Source organism: Billgrantia hypersalina (assembly GCF_052584175.1).
On the sequence record NZ_JBMIQI010000017.1, the window covers coordinates 141,227 to 158,841 of the forward strand.

Annotated in this window: 13 protein-coding genes; 9 read left to right on the plus strand and 4 right to left on the minus strand. The window is 66.1% G+C overall.

Features of this window, described 5'->3' with window-relative positions; translation table 11 throughout:
* Window positions 1–6 precede the first annotated feature (6 nt).
* On the minus strand, window positions 7–2,268 hold the full coding sequence (ptsP, locus tag ACOJCM_RS13685) for a phosphoenolpyruvate--protein phosphotransferase (protein ID WP_445212793.1): 2,262 nt from the start codon (window positions 2,266–2,268) through the stop codon (window positions 7–9).
* Window positions 2,269–2,432: 164 nt separating this feature from the next.
* Window positions 2,433–2,924: an RNA pyrophosphohydrolase gene (locus ACOJCM_RS13690; RefSeq protein WP_445212794.1), complete on the minus strand. Its 492-nt coding sequence runs from the start codon at window positions 2,922–2,924 to the stop codon at window positions 2,433–2,435.
* 219 nt (window positions 2,925–3,143) lie between these two features.
* Here ACOJCM_RS13690 and ACOJCM_RS13695 point away from each other — a divergent pair, with 219 nt between their 5' ends.
* Window positions 3,144–3,800, plus strand: coding sequence for a histidinol-phosphatase (locus tag ACOJCM_RS13695; RefSeq protein WP_445212613.1), 657 nt, complete (start codon window positions 3,144–3,146; stop codon window positions 3,798–3,800).
* A 129-nt stretch (window positions 3,801–3,929) separates the two neighbouring features.
* Here ACOJCM_RS13695 and ACOJCM_RS13700 read toward each other — a convergent pair whose 3' ends face one another.
* Entirely contained in the window at window positions 3,930–4,904 is a 975-nt protein-coding gene (locus ACOJCM_RS13700; RefSeq protein WP_445212614.1) for a malate dehydrogenase, read from the minus strand.
* Window positions 4,905–5,164: 260 nt separating this feature from the next.
* On the opposite strand from ACOJCM_RS13700, the gene ACOJCM_RS13705 reads away from it, so the two are divergent.
* Together ACOJCM_RS13705 and ACOJCM_RS13710 are read left to right on the plus strand one after the other, a co-directional pair.
* Entirely contained in the window at window positions 5,165–6,274 is a 1,110-nt protein-coding gene (locus tag ACOJCM_RS13705; protein WP_445212615.1) for an efflux RND transporter periplasmic adaptor subunit, read from the plus strand.
* Window positions 6,275–6,276: 2 nt separating this feature from the next.
* Complete coding sequence (locus ACOJCM_RS13710; RefSeq protein ID WP_445212616.1) at window positions 6,277–9,360, plus strand: efflux RND transporter permease subunit; 3,084 nt, start codon at window positions 6,277–6,279, stop codon at window positions 9,358–9,360.
* Between the two features lie 114 nt (window positions 9,361–9,474).
* On the opposite strand, the gene rsd is transcribed toward ACOJCM_RS13710, so the two are convergent.
* On the minus strand, window positions 9,475–9,963 hold the full coding sequence (rsd, locus tag ACOJCM_RS13715) for a sigma D regulator (RefSeq protein ID WP_445212617.1): 489 nt from the start codon (window positions 9,961–9,963) through the stop codon (window positions 9,475–9,477).
* Window positions 9,964–10,332: 369 nt separating this feature from the next.
* Here rsd and ACOJCM_RS13720 point away from each other — a divergent pair, with 369 nt between their 5' ends.
* The 6 genes from ACOJCM_RS13720 to ACOJCM_RS13745 all read left to right on the plus strand — a co-directional run bounded on the left by ACOJCM_RS13720 (window position 10,333) and on the right by ACOJCM_RS13745 (window position 17,575).
* On the plus strand, window positions 10,333–12,624 hold the full coding sequence (locus ACOJCM_RS13720; protein ID WP_445212618.1) for a bifunctional salicylyl-CoA 5-hydroxylase/oxidoreductase: 2,292 nt from the start codon (window positions 10,333–10,335) through the stop codon (window positions 12,622–12,624).
* A complete protein-coding gene (locus ACOJCM_RS13725; protein WP_445212619.1) occupies window positions 12,621–13,379 on the plus strand; it encodes an SDR family NAD(P)-dependent oxidoreductase in 759 nt (252 codons plus the stop codon). The genes ACOJCM_RS13720 and ACOJCM_RS13725 overlap by 4 nt, the downstream gene beginning before the upstream one ends.
* Window positions 13,376–13,846, plus strand: coding sequence for a MarR family winged helix-turn-helix transcriptional regulator (locus tag ACOJCM_RS13730; protein ID WP_445212620.1), 471 nt, complete (start codon window positions 13,376–13,378; stop codon window positions 13,844–13,846). Before ACOJCM_RS13725 ends, ACOJCM_RS13730 begins: the two co-directional genes overlap by 4 nt.
* The gene (locus ACOJCM_RS13735) at window positions 13,843–14,652 is read left to right on the plus strand and encodes an enoyl-CoA hydratase family protein (protein ID WP_445212621.1); all 810 of its coding nucleotides are present in this window, start codon (window positions 13,843–13,845) and stop codon (window positions 14,650–14,652) included. The genes ACOJCM_RS13730 and ACOJCM_RS13735 overlap by 4 nt, the downstream gene beginning before the upstream one ends.
* Before the next feature lie 18 nt (window positions 14,653–14,670).
* Entirely contained in the window at window positions 14,671–15,804 is a 1,134-nt protein-coding gene (locus ACOJCM_RS13740) for an acyl-CoA dehydrogenase family protein (RefSeq protein WP_445212622.1), read from the plus strand.
* 109 nt (window positions 15,805–15,913) lie between these two features.
* Window positions 15,914–17,575 (plus strand): benzoate-CoA ligase family protein, encoded by a 1,662-nt coding sequence (locus tag ACOJCM_RS13745; RefSeq protein ID WP_445212623.1) that lies wholly within the window; start codon window positions 15,914–15,916, stop codon window positions 17,573–17,575.
* Window positions 17,576–17,615 lie beyond the last annotated feature (40 nt).

Genomic DNA, 17,615 nt, shown 5'->3' on the forward strand with positions numbered 1-17,615 from the left:
TAGCGTTCAGTCCCGAGGCGGCAAGAGATGGGCCAGCTGCCATTCACTCAGCCGGGTGAACAGGTGGCTGCGCACCGCGTAAGGCGTGTTCAGCGCCAGGGTTTCACGTACCAGCGCCTTGGCGGCATCCAGCGAGACTCGCCGGATCGCAGCCCTGACCCGCGGCAGACTGGGCGCGTTCATGGAGAGAGAGTCGAAGCCCATGCCCATCAACAGCAGCGCGCCAGCCGGATCGCCGGCCAACTCACCGCACACGCAGATCGGCTTCTTGAGCCGCTTGGCCTCCTCGGCCAGGCGTGCCATGGCGCTCATCACGGCCGGATGGCAGGCATCGTAGAGGCTCGCCACGCGGGGATTGTTGCGGTCCACTGCAAGCAGGTACTGAGTCAGGTCGTTGCTACCGACGGAGAAGAAATCGACGCGCTCGGCCAGGGCATCCAGTTGGTAGAGCGTGGCCGGCACCTCCAGCATCACCCCTACTCTCGGCCGCGGCGCCACGATGCCCTCCTCGCCCAGCTCGCGAATGGCGCGATCGAGCATGCGCAGGGCGTCGTCGACCTCGTCGACGTTGGTCACCATGGGCAGCAGGATCTGAAGATTGTCGAGCCCCTGGGAGGCGCGCAGCATGGCGCGCAGCTGTACCATCAGCACTTCCGGGTGGTCGAGAGTGACGCGTATGCCGCGCCAGCCGAGGAAGGGGTTGGCCTCGTCGATGGGAAAATAGGGCAGATCCTTGTCGCCACCGATGTCGAGCGTGCGCATGACCACCGGAAGCGGTGCGAAGCTCTCCAACTGGTCGCGATAGAGCCGCGCCTGCTCCTGCTCGCCCGGAAAGCGCTCGGCGATCATGAACGGCACTTCGGTACGGTACAGCCCCACGCCGCTGATGCGTTTCCTGAGCGATACCGTGGTATCGATGGCCAGCCCGGTATTGACCATCAGCGGCATCACGTGGCCGTCCGGGGTCTCGCTGGGCAGGTCCTGCTCGTGCTCTAGCACTTCGGTCAATGCGGCTTCTTCGGCGATCAGGCTGCGGTAACGGGTCTTCAGCTCGTCTGAAGGGCGCACGAACAGCCGCCCTCGATGCCCATCCAGAACCACCTCGCAGCCGGAGAGCCGCGGCAGCGGCAAGTCGACCATCCCCAGCACGGTGGGGATGCCCATGGCGCGAGCCACGATCGCCACGTGCGAGGTGCTCGAGCCGCGAACCGAGACCAACCCGGCCAGGTGCTCCCTGGGCACCTCGCCGAGCATGGCGACACTGATCTCGTCGCCTACCAGAATGGTGTCAGCGGGGAAGGCATCGGGGATCTGGGGCGTCTCTTCCTGCAGGTGAGCCAGCACGCGACGTCCCAGGTCACGTACGTCGGCGGCCCGCTCACGCAGGTAGTCGTCATCGACCCGTTCCAGATACTGCACATGGCGACGAACCACGTCGGCCAGGGCGCCGGGTGCCCACTGCCCCTCGCGTATGCGCTTCTCCACCTCCTGGGAAAGCGCCGCCTCGCTGAGCATCTGCTGGTAGACCTCGAACAGCGCCAGCTCCTGGGCCGAGATGCGGTTGGCCAGGCGCTCGCCGGCGGCGCGAATCTCTTCTCGCACGCGCTCGATGGCTTCCTTGAGGCGCGCGATCTCGTGCTCGACATCGGTGGGGATCAGGTCGGGAACGCTGTCCAGGTCGGCCAGTGGCGCCACCACCACCACCTCGCCGATCGCCATGCCGGGCGAGGCGGCGACACCGGTGAACAGCGCCTGACCGCCAGGTAGAGTGGGCTTGCTCAGGCTGCCGGTGGCCAGCGCGTGGGCCAAGACGCCGGCAAGCTGGGCACCCATGGTGATGAGGAAAGCCTCGTCCTCCTCGTCGTAGCGACGCTTCTCCGCCTGCTGCACGACCAGCACGCCAAGCATACGGCGCTGGTGAATGATCGGCACGCCGAGAAAGCTGGAGTAGCGCTCCTCTCCGGTCGCCTCGAAGTAGCGGAACCGCGGGTGCGCCGGGGCATCCTCCAGGTTGAGCGGCTCCTCGCGCTCGGCCACCAGGCCGACCAGACCCTCGCCCACCCTCAGGCTCACGTGTCCCACCGCTCGGCTGTGCAGGCCGATGGTTTCCATCAGGACGAGTTCCTTGACCTCGGCATCGTAGAGATAGAAGGAACACACATCGGTGCGCATCGCCTTGCGGATACGGCGAACCATGGTTGCCAGCGCCGCATCGAGGTTGCGTGCCCCGTTGACCTCCTGAATGACCCGGCGCAGCACCTCGAGCATCGGCGTCTTGCTTTCCATTGTTGTCGTCCCTCGCCTGGCTGAGGAGTCAAGGCCAAGCACCGGCGTCCCGAATGCGCGGCGCTTCGTATCGGAGCCCTGGGTCGCTCCTCTTATCTATCGGGGCCCTGCGTCGCCCCTTCCCGTCCATCTGCGGTAATGGCCGATCACCGCCCTTCGAGGGCCAACCGCTGCGCCCGCGGCGAAAGCTCACTCAGCGCCCGGCGATAGACCTCGCGCTTGAACGGCACCACCTGACCCAGCGGGTACCAGTAACTGACCCAGCGCCAATTATCGAACTCGGGCTTTTCCGACCCATCCATGCAGATGCGGCTCTCCTGGCAGCGAATACGCAGCAGGAACCACTTCTGCTTCTGGCCGATGCAGACCGGCCTGGAATTCATGCGCACCATGCGTCGTGGCAAGCGATAGCGCAGCCATCCCCGGGTACAGGCCAGTAGCTCGACGTCCTCGGCGGTGAGGCCGATTTCCTCCTCCAGCTCACGATAGAGCGCCTGCTGCGGTGTCTCGGTTGACTTTATGCCTCCCTGGGGAAACTGCCACGCATTCTGTCCTACCCGACGCGCCCAAAGCAGTTGCCCCCTGGCGTTGGCAATGATAATGCCAACGTTGGGGCGAAAGCCGTCAGCGTCGATCACGGACGTCACCTTGTGAAAATCGTCATTGACTGCATTCTTCCACAATGGCGCGAAGCGCATCAATACAACGATCGAGCAGGAGACCTGGGCTCGGCCCGCCATGCCGCGATAATTAACGTCAGCGGACTTAGCAGTCATGGCGTTGTCTGACATAATCGCCAGCTTTCACGCAATGCAGCATGACGTTACGACAACTCACCACATCGCAAGGGGTAAGCCGTGAGTCTGGCTATCTTCGATCTGGACAACACCCTGCTCTCCATCGACAGCGATCACGCCTGGGGCGAGTTCCTGCTCGAGCAAGGGGCAGTGGATGCCGAAGCCTACCGTGAAGCCAACGACCGCTTCATGGCCGACTACGAGGCGGGAACGCTGGACATCCATGCCTTTCTGGCCGTGGCGCTCAAGCCGCTGGCCGACAACAGCCCCGAACAGCTCGCGGCGTGGCACCAGCAGTTCATGGCCAGCAAGATCGAGCCCAGCATCCTGCCCAAGGGGGAGGAGTTACTGGCGCGCCACCGTAGCCGTGGCGACACCCTGCTGATCATCACCGCCACCAATCGCTTCATCACGGGCCCGATTGCCGCTCGGCTGGGCGTCGATCATCTGATCGCAGTGGAGCCGGAAGTGCAGGACGGCCGCTACACCGGCAGGGTCAGCGGCACACCGAGCTATCGCGAAGGCAAGGTGAAGCGGCTGGAAGAGTGGCTGGCAGGCACTGACTTCACGCTGGATGACGCCTGGTTCTACAGCGACTCGCAGAACGACCTGCCGCTGTTGGAGCGGGTGGAGCATCCGGTGGCGGTGGACCCCGACCCCACACTGCGCAAAGAAGCCGAGCGCCGCGGCTGGCGCATCATGAGCCTGAGGGACTGAGCGGCTCTGCCGGTAGAGAGTCGTTAGAGCGGCGCTGCGCGCCTGGCGAGGTAAATACGAAAGAAAAGAAAACCCCGAAGGTTCGAACCTCCGGGGTTTTCCTGGTGCTTGCCTATTCTTTCTTGACGCTTAACCCAGCAGGTGCTCGACGGCGGCGCGCTCCTGGCGCAGTTCGTCTTCCGTGGCCTTCATCTTGGCGCGGCTGAACTCGTCGATCTCGAGACCTTGAACGATCTCGTAATCGCCATTCTGGCAGCGCACCGGATAGGAGTAGATGATGCCTTCCTCGATGCCGTAGCTACCGTCGGAGGGAATCGCCATGCTCACCACCTGGTCGGTACCCAGCGCCCAGTCGCGCATGTGGTCAATGGCGGAAGAAGCGGCGGAAGCGGCGGAAGAGGCACCGCGCGCCTTGATGATGGCGGCGCCGCGCTGCTGCACGGTGGGAATGAAATCATTCTCGTACCAGTCGCGCTCGACCAGGTCGAAGGCCGGCTTGCCGGCCACCTTGGTGTGGGCCAGGTCGGGGTACTGGGTGGCGCTGTGGTTGCCCCAGATGATCATCTGCTCGACGTCGGTGACGCGCTTGCCGGTCTTCTGCGCCAGCTGGGTCAGGGCGCGGTTGTGGTCCAGGCGGGTCATCGCGGTAAACTGGCGCGGGCTGAGGTCCGGCGCGTTGCAAGAGGCAATCAGGGCGTTGGTGTTGGCCGGGTTGCCCACCACCAGTACGCGCACGTCGCGGCTGGCGTTGTCATTGAGCGCCTTGCCCTGCACGGAGAAGATAGCCGCGTTGGCTTCCAGCAGGTCCTTGCGCTCCATGCCCGGTCCACGCGGACGCGCACCGACCAGCAGGGCGAAATCGGCATCCTTGAAGGCGACATTGGGGTCGTCGGTGGCGACGATGTCCTGCACCAGCGGGAAGGCGCAGTCGTTCACCTCCATGACCACGCCGTTCAGCGCGTCCATCGCCTGGGGAATCTCCAGCAGTTGGAGAATGACAGGCTGATCCGGGCCCAGCATGTCGCCTGCTGCGATACGGAAGATAAGGGAGTAGCTGATCTGGCCAGCACCGCCGGTAATGGCAATACGTACGGGATCTTTCATCGTTGCTCCTTCGGTTGAGCCGCCTGAGGATGAGCCTGGTGGATGTGCATCCGCCCTGGCCGGAATCCGGACCGCCAAGATGGTATGCCTGCACCGCCCGAAACTCAATCCGACCTCCGACTAGGAGGGGACTACAAACACTGCGTTCGGCCATGCTGAGTTGACGTCATTACCCTACCAGGCAACTGCTACCTTCCTGCACATGCGCTATGATGCTGTGCCGAATATGCTAATGCAGGTTTTTATCCAGGGAAGGCCTTATGCTCAGACGCCCCCCCATTTCCGCTCTGTTGGCCGCCCTGGTGCTGCTGGCGCTTCTGCTATGGCTGGCACTCGGCGACTGGCAGCGTTTTCGCCAGGATGCGCCCCCGGCCGAAGCGCCGGAAGGCGAAAGCCTGCCACGGGTCGAATATCGCCTCAGCGAGGCCACCTCCTACATGCCGCGCCGTAGAGTCCAGGGCCAGCTGGAGGCGCTTCGTGAAGTCGAGCTGCGCTCCCGCCATAGCGGACGCGTCACCGAAATGCCGGTCGCCCAGGGCACGAGGGTGGAGGCCGGCACCACGCTGCTGGCCCTCTCACGCGATGCCCTGGAGGCCCAGCTCGAGCGGGCCGAGGATCAGCTGGAACTGGCCCGGTCCGAGCTTGCCGGAGCCGGCAACCTACGCCAGCGCAATCTGATCTCCCAGCCTGAGCTGCTACGCCTGCAGAGCAGCGTCAGCGTAGCGGCGGCAGAGGTGGCCGAACTGCGCCAAGCCCTCGACGAGACGCGCCCCGAGGCACCCTTCGATGGCGTGCTCGACCGCCTTGACGTGGAACTCGGCGAGCTGCTTCAGGTCGGCGAGCCTTTCGCTCGTCTCATCGACGACCGGCGCCTCACGGCAAGTGCCTGGGTCGCCCAGCGCGACGTGTATGACCTGAGCCCGGGGCTGCCCGTCGAGGCGCGCCTGCTGGACGGCAGTCGCCTCTCCGGCGAGCTGACCCATGTCGCGAGTCGCGCCGATGACGCCACGCGCTCCTTTCGTATCGAAGCCGAATTCGACAATCCGGCGCGTCGTCGTTTGGCCGGCGCCAGCGCGACCCTGGCCATCGCCTTGCCCGAGCGCGAGGTGCACCGATTCTCTCCCGCCCTGCTCGAGTTGGACGAGGAGGGCCGGCTGCGGGTGAAGCACCTGGATGAGAACGACCGGGTGGTGGGCACGCCCGTCGATCTGGTGGCCGCCGATACCAGCGAAGCCCGCGTGACGGGGCTGCCCGAGACGATCCGCTTGATCACCCTGGGCAGCGGCTTCGTGGCAGCCGGCGACGAGGTCATTGCCGTGCCGGAAGCCGAAGCCGCCAAGGCGAATACCGACGAGCGGGAGACGCCCTGACCATGCGCACCCTCATCGAGGCCGCCCTGGACCGGTCGCGCACGACCCTGCTGCTGCTGTTCGCTCTGCTGATGGCGGGCCTCGCCGCCTGGCAGGCCGTGCCCAAGGAAGCCAACCCGGACGTCCCCATCCCCCTCATCTACGTCTCGCTGGCGCTCGAGGGCGTGAGCCCCGAGGATGGCGAGCGTCTGTTGGTGCGTCCGATGGAACAGGAGCTGCGCACCATCGAGGGCGTGCGCAAGATGACGGCCCAATCCAGCGAGGGGCATGCCGCCGTCACCCTGGAGTTCGACCCCGGTTTCGACCCGCGCCAGGCACTGGCCGATGTCCGCGAGCGGGTCGATATCGCCAATGCCTCGCTGCCCGCCGAGGCCGAGGAGCCGCGCGTCTTCGAGGTCAACGTCGGTCTCTTCCCCGTGCTCACGGTAGGCCTCTCGGGGCCGATCGAGGAGACACGCAGGCTGGCTATCGCACGCCAGCTGCAGGATGCCTTCGAAGGCATACCCGAAGTGCTCGAGGTCGAGATCGGTGGCGAACGCGAGGAGCTCCTGGAGATCGTCGTCGACCCGCTGGTTCTCGATAGCTACGGCGTGGACTTCGACACCCTGTTCAACCTGATCAGCCGCAACAACCGCCTGGTGGCGGCCGGCAGCCTCGACACCGGCGCCGGACGTACCCCCGTGAAGGTGCCGGGCGTGATCGAATCCCTCGACGACGTCAGGAACATGCCGGTGAAGGTCGACGGCGACCGGGTGGTGACCTTCGCCGACGTGGCCTGGATACGCCCCACCTTCAAGGATCCGGAGGGCTTCGCCCGCATCGATCACGAGCCGGCCCTGGTACTGGAAATCTCCAAGCGCGCCGGTGCCAACCTGATCGCCACCATCGAGGGGGTACGCGACATCCTCGCCGAGGCCGCGCCGATGCTTCCCGAGGAGCTCTCCATCACCACCATGATGGACCAGTCGGTCACCGTCGAGCAGATGCTCTCGGAGCTGCTCAACAACGTGGTCACCGCCGTGGTGCTGGTACTTATCGTGATCCTCGCGGCGATGGGCGTACGCTCGGCATTGATGGTGGGGCTGACCATTCCCGGCGCGTTCCTCACCGGCATCCTGTTGATCTGGGCGATCGGCTATACCCTCAATATCGTGGTGCTGTTCGCCCTGATACTGGTAGCCGGCATGCTGGTGGATGGTGCCATCGTGGTCAGCGAACTGGCCGATCGCCACCTGCGCGAAGGCCAGCCGCCCCGGCAAGCCTGGATCGATGCCGCCGCTCGCATGAGCTGGCCCGTGATCGCCGCCACTGCCACTACCCTGGCGGTGTTCTTTCCCCTGCTGTTCTGGCCCGGCGTGGTCGGCGAGTTCATGAAGTATCTGCCGGCCACGGTCATCCTGTGCCTGCTGGCATCGCTGGCCATGGCGCTGATCTTCCTGCCCACCCTCGGCGGCGTCTTCAGCGTGCGTGCCGGCACGACCCACCGCGACGAAGAGATGGTCACTGCCGGTGGACGCCTATACCGCGCCACCCTCGCCCGGCTGCTGGCCCGGCCCGGCATGACTCTGCTGATCGCCCTGCTGGTGATGGCTCTGATCTACGTCGGCTACGGCCGCTTCCACCATGGCGTGGAGTTCTTTCCCGCGGTTGAACCGGAGAACGCCCAGGTCGTCATTCGCTCCCGCGGCGATTTCTCCGCCGTGGAGAAGGACGCCATCGTGCGCCGGGTCGAGGCACGGCTTGCCGGGATGAGCGAAGTGAGGGCGCTCTATGCCCGCTCCTACGGGGTTCCCAACGAGCAGATCGGCAGCGACGTGATCGGCGTGGTGCAGTTCCAACTGATCGACTGGCAGGAGCGTCGCCCGGCCCGGGCGATCATGTACGAGATGGCCGAACGCACCGCCGACCTGCCCGGCGTGGTGCTGGAGTTCCGTGAGCAGGAGGAAGGGCCGGGAGGCGGCAAGCCCATCGTGCTGGAGATCAGCGCCCAGCAAGAGGCCGACGGCACGGCCGCGGTGGCAGCCATTCGCCGCGCGATGGAGCGGCTCGGCGGCTTCCGCGACATCGAGGACAACCGCAGCCTGCCCGGCATCGAGTGGCGACTCAACGTGGATCGTGCCGCCGCCGCCCGACTGGGCGCCGACGTGGCCGCCGTGGGCAGCGCCGTCCAGCTGGTGACCAACGGCCTGCAGTTGGCCACCTACCGCCCCGCCCATGCACCCGATGAGGTCGACATTCGGGTCCGCGTTCCTGAATCCTGGCGCCATATCGATCAACTGGACCGACTGACACTCAACACGCCACGCGGCCAGGTGCCGGTATCCCACTTTGCCAGCCTGGAGCCGGCCCCCAGGGTGGGCACGCTGCATCGCATCGACGGCCAGCGGGCGATCACCCTGGAAGCGGACGTTGCCGAAGGCTACCAGGCCGACGAGCGCCTGAACGCACTGCTTCAGGAAGTGGGGCCGCCACCCGAGGGCGTCAGGGTCAACGTGGCCGGCGAACAGGAGGACCAGGAGGAAGCCAGCCGCTTCCTGATCACTGCCTTCCTGGTGGCAATCGGCCTGATGCTGCTGATCCTCGTCACTCAGTTCAACAGCCTCTACCAGGCGTTGCTGGTGCTGTCGGCGATCGTCTTTTCTACTGCAGGCGTGCTGATGGGCCTGCTGATCAACGGTCAGCCCTTCGGCATCGTCATGGTGGGCATGGGCATCATCGCCCTGGCGGGGATCGTGGTGAACAACAATATCGTCTTGATCGACACCTACAACGAACTGCGCCAGAACGGCCTTTCGCCCTATGAGGCCGCCCTCGGGGCAGGTGGCCTGCGCCTGCGCCCGGTCCTGCTGACCGCCGTCACCACCGTGCTGGGCCTGATGCCGATGGTACTGGAGATCAACGTCAACCTGTTCGCCCCGAGCCTCGGCATGGGCGCCCCCTCCACCCAGTGGTGGACGCAGCTTTCCAGTGCGATTGCCGGCGGGCTAATATTCGCTACCGGGCTGACGCTGTTGCTGACGCCCTGCATGCTGGTGCTGTGGCAGCGGCGCCCGGCACGTCAGGCGGACAAGCCCGCCGAAGCGTGATGACCATGGCGGCCTGAGACGTCCCCGGCTCGCCCGGCACAAGCAAACGCCGCCGCCGCGAGCTTGAGCCCGGGGCGGCGGCGTGACGTGAAATCAGGATTGCGGCTCGGCAGGCTATTGAGCCTGGGCTTCGGTCTGCGGGGTGTGCGCCGCATGCAGGCGAGCGATCAGCTGGTCTTCCAGCGCGAAGCGCTCGGTCAGCCCCTTGGCCAGACGATCGAGCCAGGCCGGAAGGCGCGGCAAGAAGTGCTGGCAGCGAACCGGCGTCGAATAGTCGGAATCGAACGCCAGGACCATTTCGGTGGAGAGCTCGAGCCGCTCGAGCAGCTTTCCGGCGATACCCAGGGCTTCGTGGTCTTCGAAGGCATGCGCTTCTTCGCGCAGCTGCGGATAGATCTCGAAGTGGCCGGCGCTGATATAGTCCATCAGCAGCTCGCTGAAGCGATCGATCTGGGGCTTGCCCACGGCTTCCAGCTCGGTATCGCAGGCCTCCTTGAGCTCAATGAAGCTGACCAGTAGTTCACGACGTTCGTCGAGCCATCGGTCGATGAGCTGATGCACGCCACCCCAGCGCTCCTTGGCCGTCTTGCACTCTTCCAGCATCGTGAGCCTCCTTCCCTAGTGAAGCCTGTTTGCAGCCCGGCCCCGCCGAACTCGAAGCCCCAGACTCGCCGCTGCCAGCCTGGCTGTCAATGCTTCGACGAGCGAAAAGCGACGGTCTCGAACAGGCCGATATGCCCTCCCCCTCACTTCCTTTACAGCGGGATGAAGCTAAGCCCCGAAGGCCACGCTTTTTTTAACAACCGTCAACCCAGCGTTCCCTTAGCCGTCAACAGCAGACGGTTTCCCGCTGCGGCACATTTCGGTAAAGGAAAGGCCTGGCAGGAAAAACCGTTCAAGCTTGAAATTTTAAGCTTGAACTATTTTTCTGGTGGGTCTAGCCTGCAGTCAGCACAACAACGACAACGGTTCATGCCAATGAGAATCGCCTGCCTCGGTGGAGGCCCCGCGGGGCTCTACTTCGCCATCAGCATGAAGCGCCGCGACCCCGGCCATGAAATTGTGGTGATCGAACGCAACCGGCCCGACGACACGTTCGGCTGGGGCGTGGTGCTCTCCGACGAGACGCTCGACAACCTGGCCGCCAATGACGCCGATAGCGCCGCGCGCATTCGCGAGCACTTCGCCTACTGGGACGACATCGCGGTGATCCACGACGGCGTGAAGACCGTTTCCACCGGTCACGGCTTCTGCGGCATCGGCCGCCGCCAGCTTTTGATCCTGCTGCAGCAGCGTGCCCGCGAGCTCGGTGTCGAGCTGCGCTTCGAAACCGACATCCCCGAGACGGAGATCGACGACCTGCGCCGCGAATTCGACTTGGTGCTGGCCGCCGACGGGCTCAACTCGCGCACCCGCCAGCGCTATGCCGAGCATTTTCAACCCGATATCGACGTTCGCGCCTGCAAGTTCGTCTGGCTCGGCACCCACCAGACCTTCAACGACGCCTTCACCTTCATCTTCGAGAAGACCGAGCACGGCTGGGTGTGGGCTCACGCCTACCAGTTCGACCGCGACACCGCGACATTCATCGTCGAGTGCAGCGAGGCCACCTGGCGCGCCTTCGGCTTCGGCGAGATGAGCCAGCCGGAGTCGGTCGCGACCTGCGAACGGATCTTCGCGCGCCACCTCGACGGCCACGCGCTGATGAGCAATGCCAACCACATCCGCGGCTCGGCGTGGATCAATTTTCCCCGTGTGCTGTGCGAACGCTGGAGCTACGACAACGTGGTGCTGATGGGCGACGCCGCCGCCACCGCGCATTTTTCCATCGGTTCAGGCACCAAGCTGGCGCTGGAAAGCGCCATCGCCCTGGCCGACTATCTGCACAGCGAGCCCGACCTGGCCAGCGCCTTCGCCCGCTACGAGGAAGAGCGCCGCACCGAGGTGCTACGCCTGCAGTCGGCGGCGCGCAATTCCACCGAGTGGTTCGAGCAGGTCGAGCGCTACCTCGATCTCGATCCGGTGCAGTTCAACTACTCGCTGCTGACCCGCTCCCAGCGCATCAGCCACGAGAACCTGCGCCTGCGCGACCCCAAGTGGCTAGAGAGCGCCGAGCGCTGGTTCCAGGCCCGGGCCGGTAACGAAGGCAGCAAGCGTGCGCCGATGTTCGCCCCCTTCCGGCTGCGCGACATGACGCTTGCCAACCGCGTGGTGGTCTCGCCCATGGCCCAATACAAGGCGGTCGACGGTTGCCCCACCGACTGGCACTTCGTGCACTATGCCGAACGCGCCAAGGGCGGCGCCGGGCTGGTCTATACCGAAATGACGTGCGTGTCGCCCCAGGGACGCATCACCCCGGGCTGCCCCGGGTTCTATTCCCCCGAGCACGAAGCGGCATGGAAGCGACTGTGCGACTTCGTCCACAGCGAGACTCAGGCCAGATTGTGCGCCCAGATCGGCCACTCCGGGCCCAAGGGTTCGACTCAGTTGGGCTGGCAGGAGATAGACGCGCCCCTGCCCGAGGGCAACTGGCCGGTCATGGCGGCCTCCGCCGTCCCTTGGTCGGCGCGCAACCCAGTGCCCAGAGCCATGGACCGTGCCGATATGGACCGCGTACGCGACGAGTTCGTCGCCGCCGCCCGCATGGCCGAGCGTGCCGGCTTCGACATGCTCGAGGTGCATGCCGCCCATGGCTATCTGCTGTCGTCGTTCATTACGCCACTGACCAACCGCCGCGACGACGAATACGGCGGCTCGCTCGAGAACCGCCTGCGCTACCCGCTGGAGGTGATCCGCGCGGTACGCCAGGCGTGGCCCGCCCACAAGCCGCTTTCGGTGCGCATCTCGGCCAACGACTGGGTCGGCGACGAGGGCGTGACACCGGACGAGGCGGTCGAGATCGCGCGCTACCTGCAGGCCGCCGAGGTCGACATCGTCGACGTCTCGGCCGGGCAGACCTCGACCCGGGCGCGGCCGAGGTACGGCCGCATGTTCCAGACCCCCTTCTCCGACCGCATCCGCAACGAGACCGGCATGGCCACCATGGCGGTGGGCAACATCTACCAGGCCGACCACGTGAACTCGATCCTGATGGCGGGTCGCGCCGACTTGGTGTGCCTGGCCCGGCCGCATTTGGCCGATCCCTACTGGACGCTGCACGCCGCCGCCGGCATCGGCGATGCCGAGTGCGACTGGCCGGCGCCCTACCGCGCCGGCCGCGACCAGCTGCAGCGCCTGGCCGAGCGCGGCGAGGGATGGACATGAGCATGCACGGAAATACCTCGATACGGGGCAAGCGGGTCGTGATCACCGGCGGCGGCAGCGGCATCGGCGCCGACATGGCAGTGGCCTTCGCCGAGGCCGGCGCCGATGTCGTGATTACGGGACGCCGGATAGCCCCGCTTGAAGCGGTGGCCGAGCGCCACCCGGCCATCTCCTTCACTCTTGCCGACGTCACCCAGGAAGACGACATGGTGTCGCTGTTCGACCATCTCGGCGAGGTGGATATCGTGATCGCCAACGCCGGAGCTGCAGAGAGCGCCCCGCTGGCCAGGACCGAGCTCGACCAATGGCAGCGCATGCTGGAGGTCAACCTGACCGGTGTGTTTCTCACCCTTCGCGAAGGGCTCAAGCATCTGCGCGACGGCGGGCGGCTGATCGCCGTGGCTTCCACCGCCGGACTCAAGGGCTACGCCTACGTGGCGCCCTACTGCGCCGCCAAGCATGGCGTCGTGGGGCTGGTACGCGCCCTGGCCCAGGAGGTCGCCGGGCGCGACATCACCGTCAACGCCCTGTGCCCCGGCTTCACCGAGACCCCGCTGCTGGAAGAGAGCATTGCCACCATCGTGGCCAAGACCGGGCAGACGCCGGAGCAGGCCCGCACGCACCTGCAAGCCACCAATCCCAGCGGTCGACTCGTTCAGCCCGCCGAGGTCACGGCCACGGCACTGTGGCTGTGCGGTCCGCACAGCGGCGCCATTCACGGCCAGGCGCTATCCATCTCGGGAGGCGAGACATGACGCCCCCTCCGCTGCAGCCGGAAACCTTGAGCAAGGAGCGCCTACGCCTGTGGCTGCGCATGCTGCGGGTGACGCGCCAGGTCGAGGCGGCCCTGCGCGAAAGATTGCGCGTGGAGTTCGATTCCACCCTGCCCCGCTTCGATGTCATGGCGGCTCTATTTCGCGACCGAGAAGGGCTCAAGATGAACGAACTCTCCAAGCGACTGCGCGTTTCCAACGGCAACGTCACCGGCATCGTCGACCGCCTGGCCGACGACGGCCTGGTCGAACGCATCGCCATCGAAGGCGACCGGCGCGCCACTCGGGTACGCCTCACCGCCGATGGGCGCGACGCCTTCACCACCATGGCGGCGGCCCACGAGGGTTGGGTCAACGAACTGCTGGATGGCGTCAGTCCCGAGGATGCCCATCATATCGGCGAGCTGCTGCACCGCTTGCCGGCCGACAGGGGAGAACAGCAACGATGAAATTGGCCAACCTGACGCCGCGACACTTCCTGTGGCGCATGGAGGGCGAAGTGGCGGTGATCCGCCTCGATCGCCCCGAGCGCAAGAACCCGCTTACCTTCGATAGTTACGCCGAGCTGCGCGACACCTTCCGCGACCTGGCCTACGCCGTGGACGTCAAGGCCGTGGTATTCGCCTCAAACGGCGGCAACTTCTGCTCCGGTGGCGACGTGCACGAGATCATCGCCCCGCTGGTCGGTCGCGACATGAAGGGGTTGCTCGAATTCACCCGCATGACCGGCGATCTGGTCAAGGCGATGATCCACTGCGGCAAGCCGGTGATCAGCGCGGTGGACGGCGTCTGCGTCGGGGCCGGTGCCATCATTGCCATGGCCTCGGACATCCGCTTCGCCACGCCGGAAGCCAGCACCGCCTTCCTCTTCACCCGGGTAGGGCTCGCCGGCTGCGACATGGGCGCCTGCGCCATGCTGCCGCGCCTCATCGGCCAGGGCCGTGCCGCCGACCTGCTCTACAGTGGACGCAGCATGAGCGCTGATGAGGGCCATCGGTGGGGCTTCTACAACCGCCTGGTGGAAGCCGACGCACTCGAAGCCGAGGCCATCGCCTACGCCACCCGCCTGGCCCAGGGGCCGACCTTCGCCCACGGCATCACCAAGACCCAGCTCAACCAGGAGTGGTCGATGAGCCTCGAGCAGGCCATCGAGGCCGAGGCGCAGGCCCAGGCGATCTGCATGCAGACCGGCGACTTCGAGCGTGCCTACCGCGCCTTCGCTGCCAAGCAGAAGCCGGAATTCCAAGGTGACTAGGTCAGGGGAGATGGAACGATGAGCGACACGAGCTTTCTCGGCTGGCCCTTCTTCGACGAGCGCCACCGCGATCTGGCCAAGCGCCTGGAGGCCTGGTGCCGGCGCGAGCTGCCACGCGACCACGCCGACGTCGACGCCACCTGCATCGAACTGGTGCGCGACCTGGGCCGGGCGGGCTTTCTCGAGGGCACGGCGGGCGACGCCATCGACGTGCGCAGCCTGTGCCTGATTCGCGAGACCCTGGCCCGCCACGACGGCCTGGCCGATTTCGCCTTCGCCATGCAGGGGCTGGGCACCGGTGCCATCAGCCTGTTCGGCAGCAGCGAACAAAAGCAGTGGCTGGAGCGGACCCGCCGCGGCGAGGCGCTGGCCGCCTTCGCGCTGACCGAGCCGCGCTCCGGCTCCGACGTGGCTCAGCTCGACACCACGGCCGAGCGCGACGGCGACGGCTACCGCCTCGATGGCGAGAAGACCTGGATCTCAAACGGCGGCATTGCCGACCTCTACACGGTATTCGCCCGCACCGGCGAGGGGCCGGGGGCCAAGGGGCTCTCCTGTTTCCTGGTGCCCGCCGACACGCCCGGGCTCGAGATTCGCGAGCGGCTGGAGACCATCTCGCCGCACCCGCTGGCGCGGCTCGGCTTCAATGCGCTGCGCCTGCCGGCCAGCGCCATGATCGGCCAGCCCGGCCAAGGCTTCCGTATCGCCATGTCCGTGCTCGACGTGTTCCGCTCGACGGTGGGCGCCGCCGCCCTGGGTTTCGCCCGTCGCGCGCTGGATGAGTCGCTGGAACGGGCACGCAGCCGCGAGCTGTTCGGCGCCAGCCTGGCCGACCTGCAGATGGTGCAGGGTCACCTGGCGGAGATGGCGCTGGACGTGGACGCCGCCGCCCTGCTGGTGTACCGCGCCGCCTGGACCAAGGACATGGGGGCCGAGCGGGTCACCCGCGAAGCGGCGATGGCCAAGCTCTACGCCACCGACCGCGCCCAGCAGGTGATCGACAAGGCGGTGCAACTGCACGGCGGCGACGGCGTGCGCAAGGGGCATATCGTCGAGAGCCTGTACCGCGAGATTCGCGCGCTGCGCATCTACGAGGGTGCCTCGGACGTGCAGAAGGTGGTCATCGCGCGTAGCGCGCTGGCAGAAGGCTGAACCGAGGGAGACCGATTAGAACCGACCACAACGATGATTGATGCCAGACCCGTATCCCCCTGTCGACGCTCAAGCGCCGCACAACAACAACGATGTACGGAGAATGGTCATGAACGCACCGTCGGCACATGCCGATACCTTTACCCGGGACAACCTGCCTCCCGAGGCTGAATGGCCCGAGCTGCGGCTCGACGGCTTCGACTACCCCGAGCGGCTCAACGCCGCGGGGGAGCTCTGCGACCGCTGGGTCGAACGCGGCCACGGCGAGCGCGTGGCACTGATCGGCAACGGCCGGCGGCGCACCTATCGCGAGCTTGCCGAATGGACCAACCGCCTGGCCCATGCGCTGGTCGAGGAGCTCGGCGTCCGCCCCGGCAACCGGGTGCTGATCCGCTCGGCCAACAACCCGGCCATGGTGGCCTGCTGGCTGGCCGCTACCAAGGCCGGGGCAGTGGTGGTCAATACCATGCCGATGCTGCGCGCCGGCGAGCTGGCTCAGGTCGTCGACAAGGCCGAGATCGGCCTGGCCCTTTGCGATACCCGCCTGCTCGAGGAACTCGAGATCTGTGCCGCCGACAGCGCCTTCCTGAAGCGCGTGGTGGGCTTCGACGGCACGGCCAACCACGATGCCGAACTCGATCGCCTGGCGCTCGACAAGCCGACCGACTTCGAGGCCGTTGCCACTGCCGCCGACGACGTGGCCCTGCTCGGCTTCACCTCCGGCACCACCGGCAAGCCCAAGGCGACCATGCACTTCCACCGCGACCTGCTGATTATCGCCGACGGCTATGCCCAAGAAGTGCTGCAGGTGACACCCGACGACGTTTTCGTCGGCTCGCCGCCGCTGGCCTTCACCTTCGGCCTCGGGGGGCTGGCGATCTTCCCGCTGCGTTTCGGCGCCAGCGCGGTGCTGCTGGAGAAAGCCACGCCGCCCAACATGATGGAGATCATTCGCGAGCATCGCGCCACCGTGGTATTTACCGCCCCCACGGCGTATCGCACCATGCTCGCCTCGCTAGACGGCGGCGACGCTCTCGACAGCCTGCGCCTGGCGGTCTCGGCCGGCGAGACATTGCCGGCCCCGATCTACCACGACTGGGTCGCCAAGACCGGCACGCCGATCCTCGACGGCATCGGTGCCACCGAGATGCTGCACATCTTCATTACAAACCGTCTCGACGACCATCGTCCGGCCTGCACCGGCAAGCCGGTCACCGGTTACGAGGCGAAGATCGTCGATGCGGAGATGAACGAGCTGCCGCGTGGCGAGGTCGGCCGCCTGGCGGTACGTGGTCCCACCGGGTGCCGCTATCTGGACGATCCCCGCCAGCAGGGCTACGTGCAGCAAGGCTGGAACCTGACCGGCGATGCCTTCTATCAGGATGACGAGGGCTACTTCCACTTTGCCGCCCGCAATGACGATATGATCGTCTCGTCCGGCTACAACATTGCCGGCCCCGAGGTGGAAGCCGCCCTGCTGGCCCACGAAGCGGTGGCGGAGTGTGCCGTGATCGGCGCACCGAATGGAGAGCGTGGGCAGATCGTCGAAGCCTTCGTGGTACTGTCTCCCGGTGTCGAGCCGGACGCGGATTGTGTCGAGCGGCTGCAGGCGTTCGTCAAGCAACGCATCGCGCCCTACAAGTATCCGCGCTCGATTCGCTTCGTCGAGACGCTGCCGAAGACGGCGACCGGCAAGGTACAGCGCTTCCGATTGCGCCAGGAGCACTATTCTGCTGCGGAAGTCAGCCCGACGGCGCGATCTGACGACTAACCGTAGGGCAGCGCTGGGCATGCGCTGAGAACACAACAAA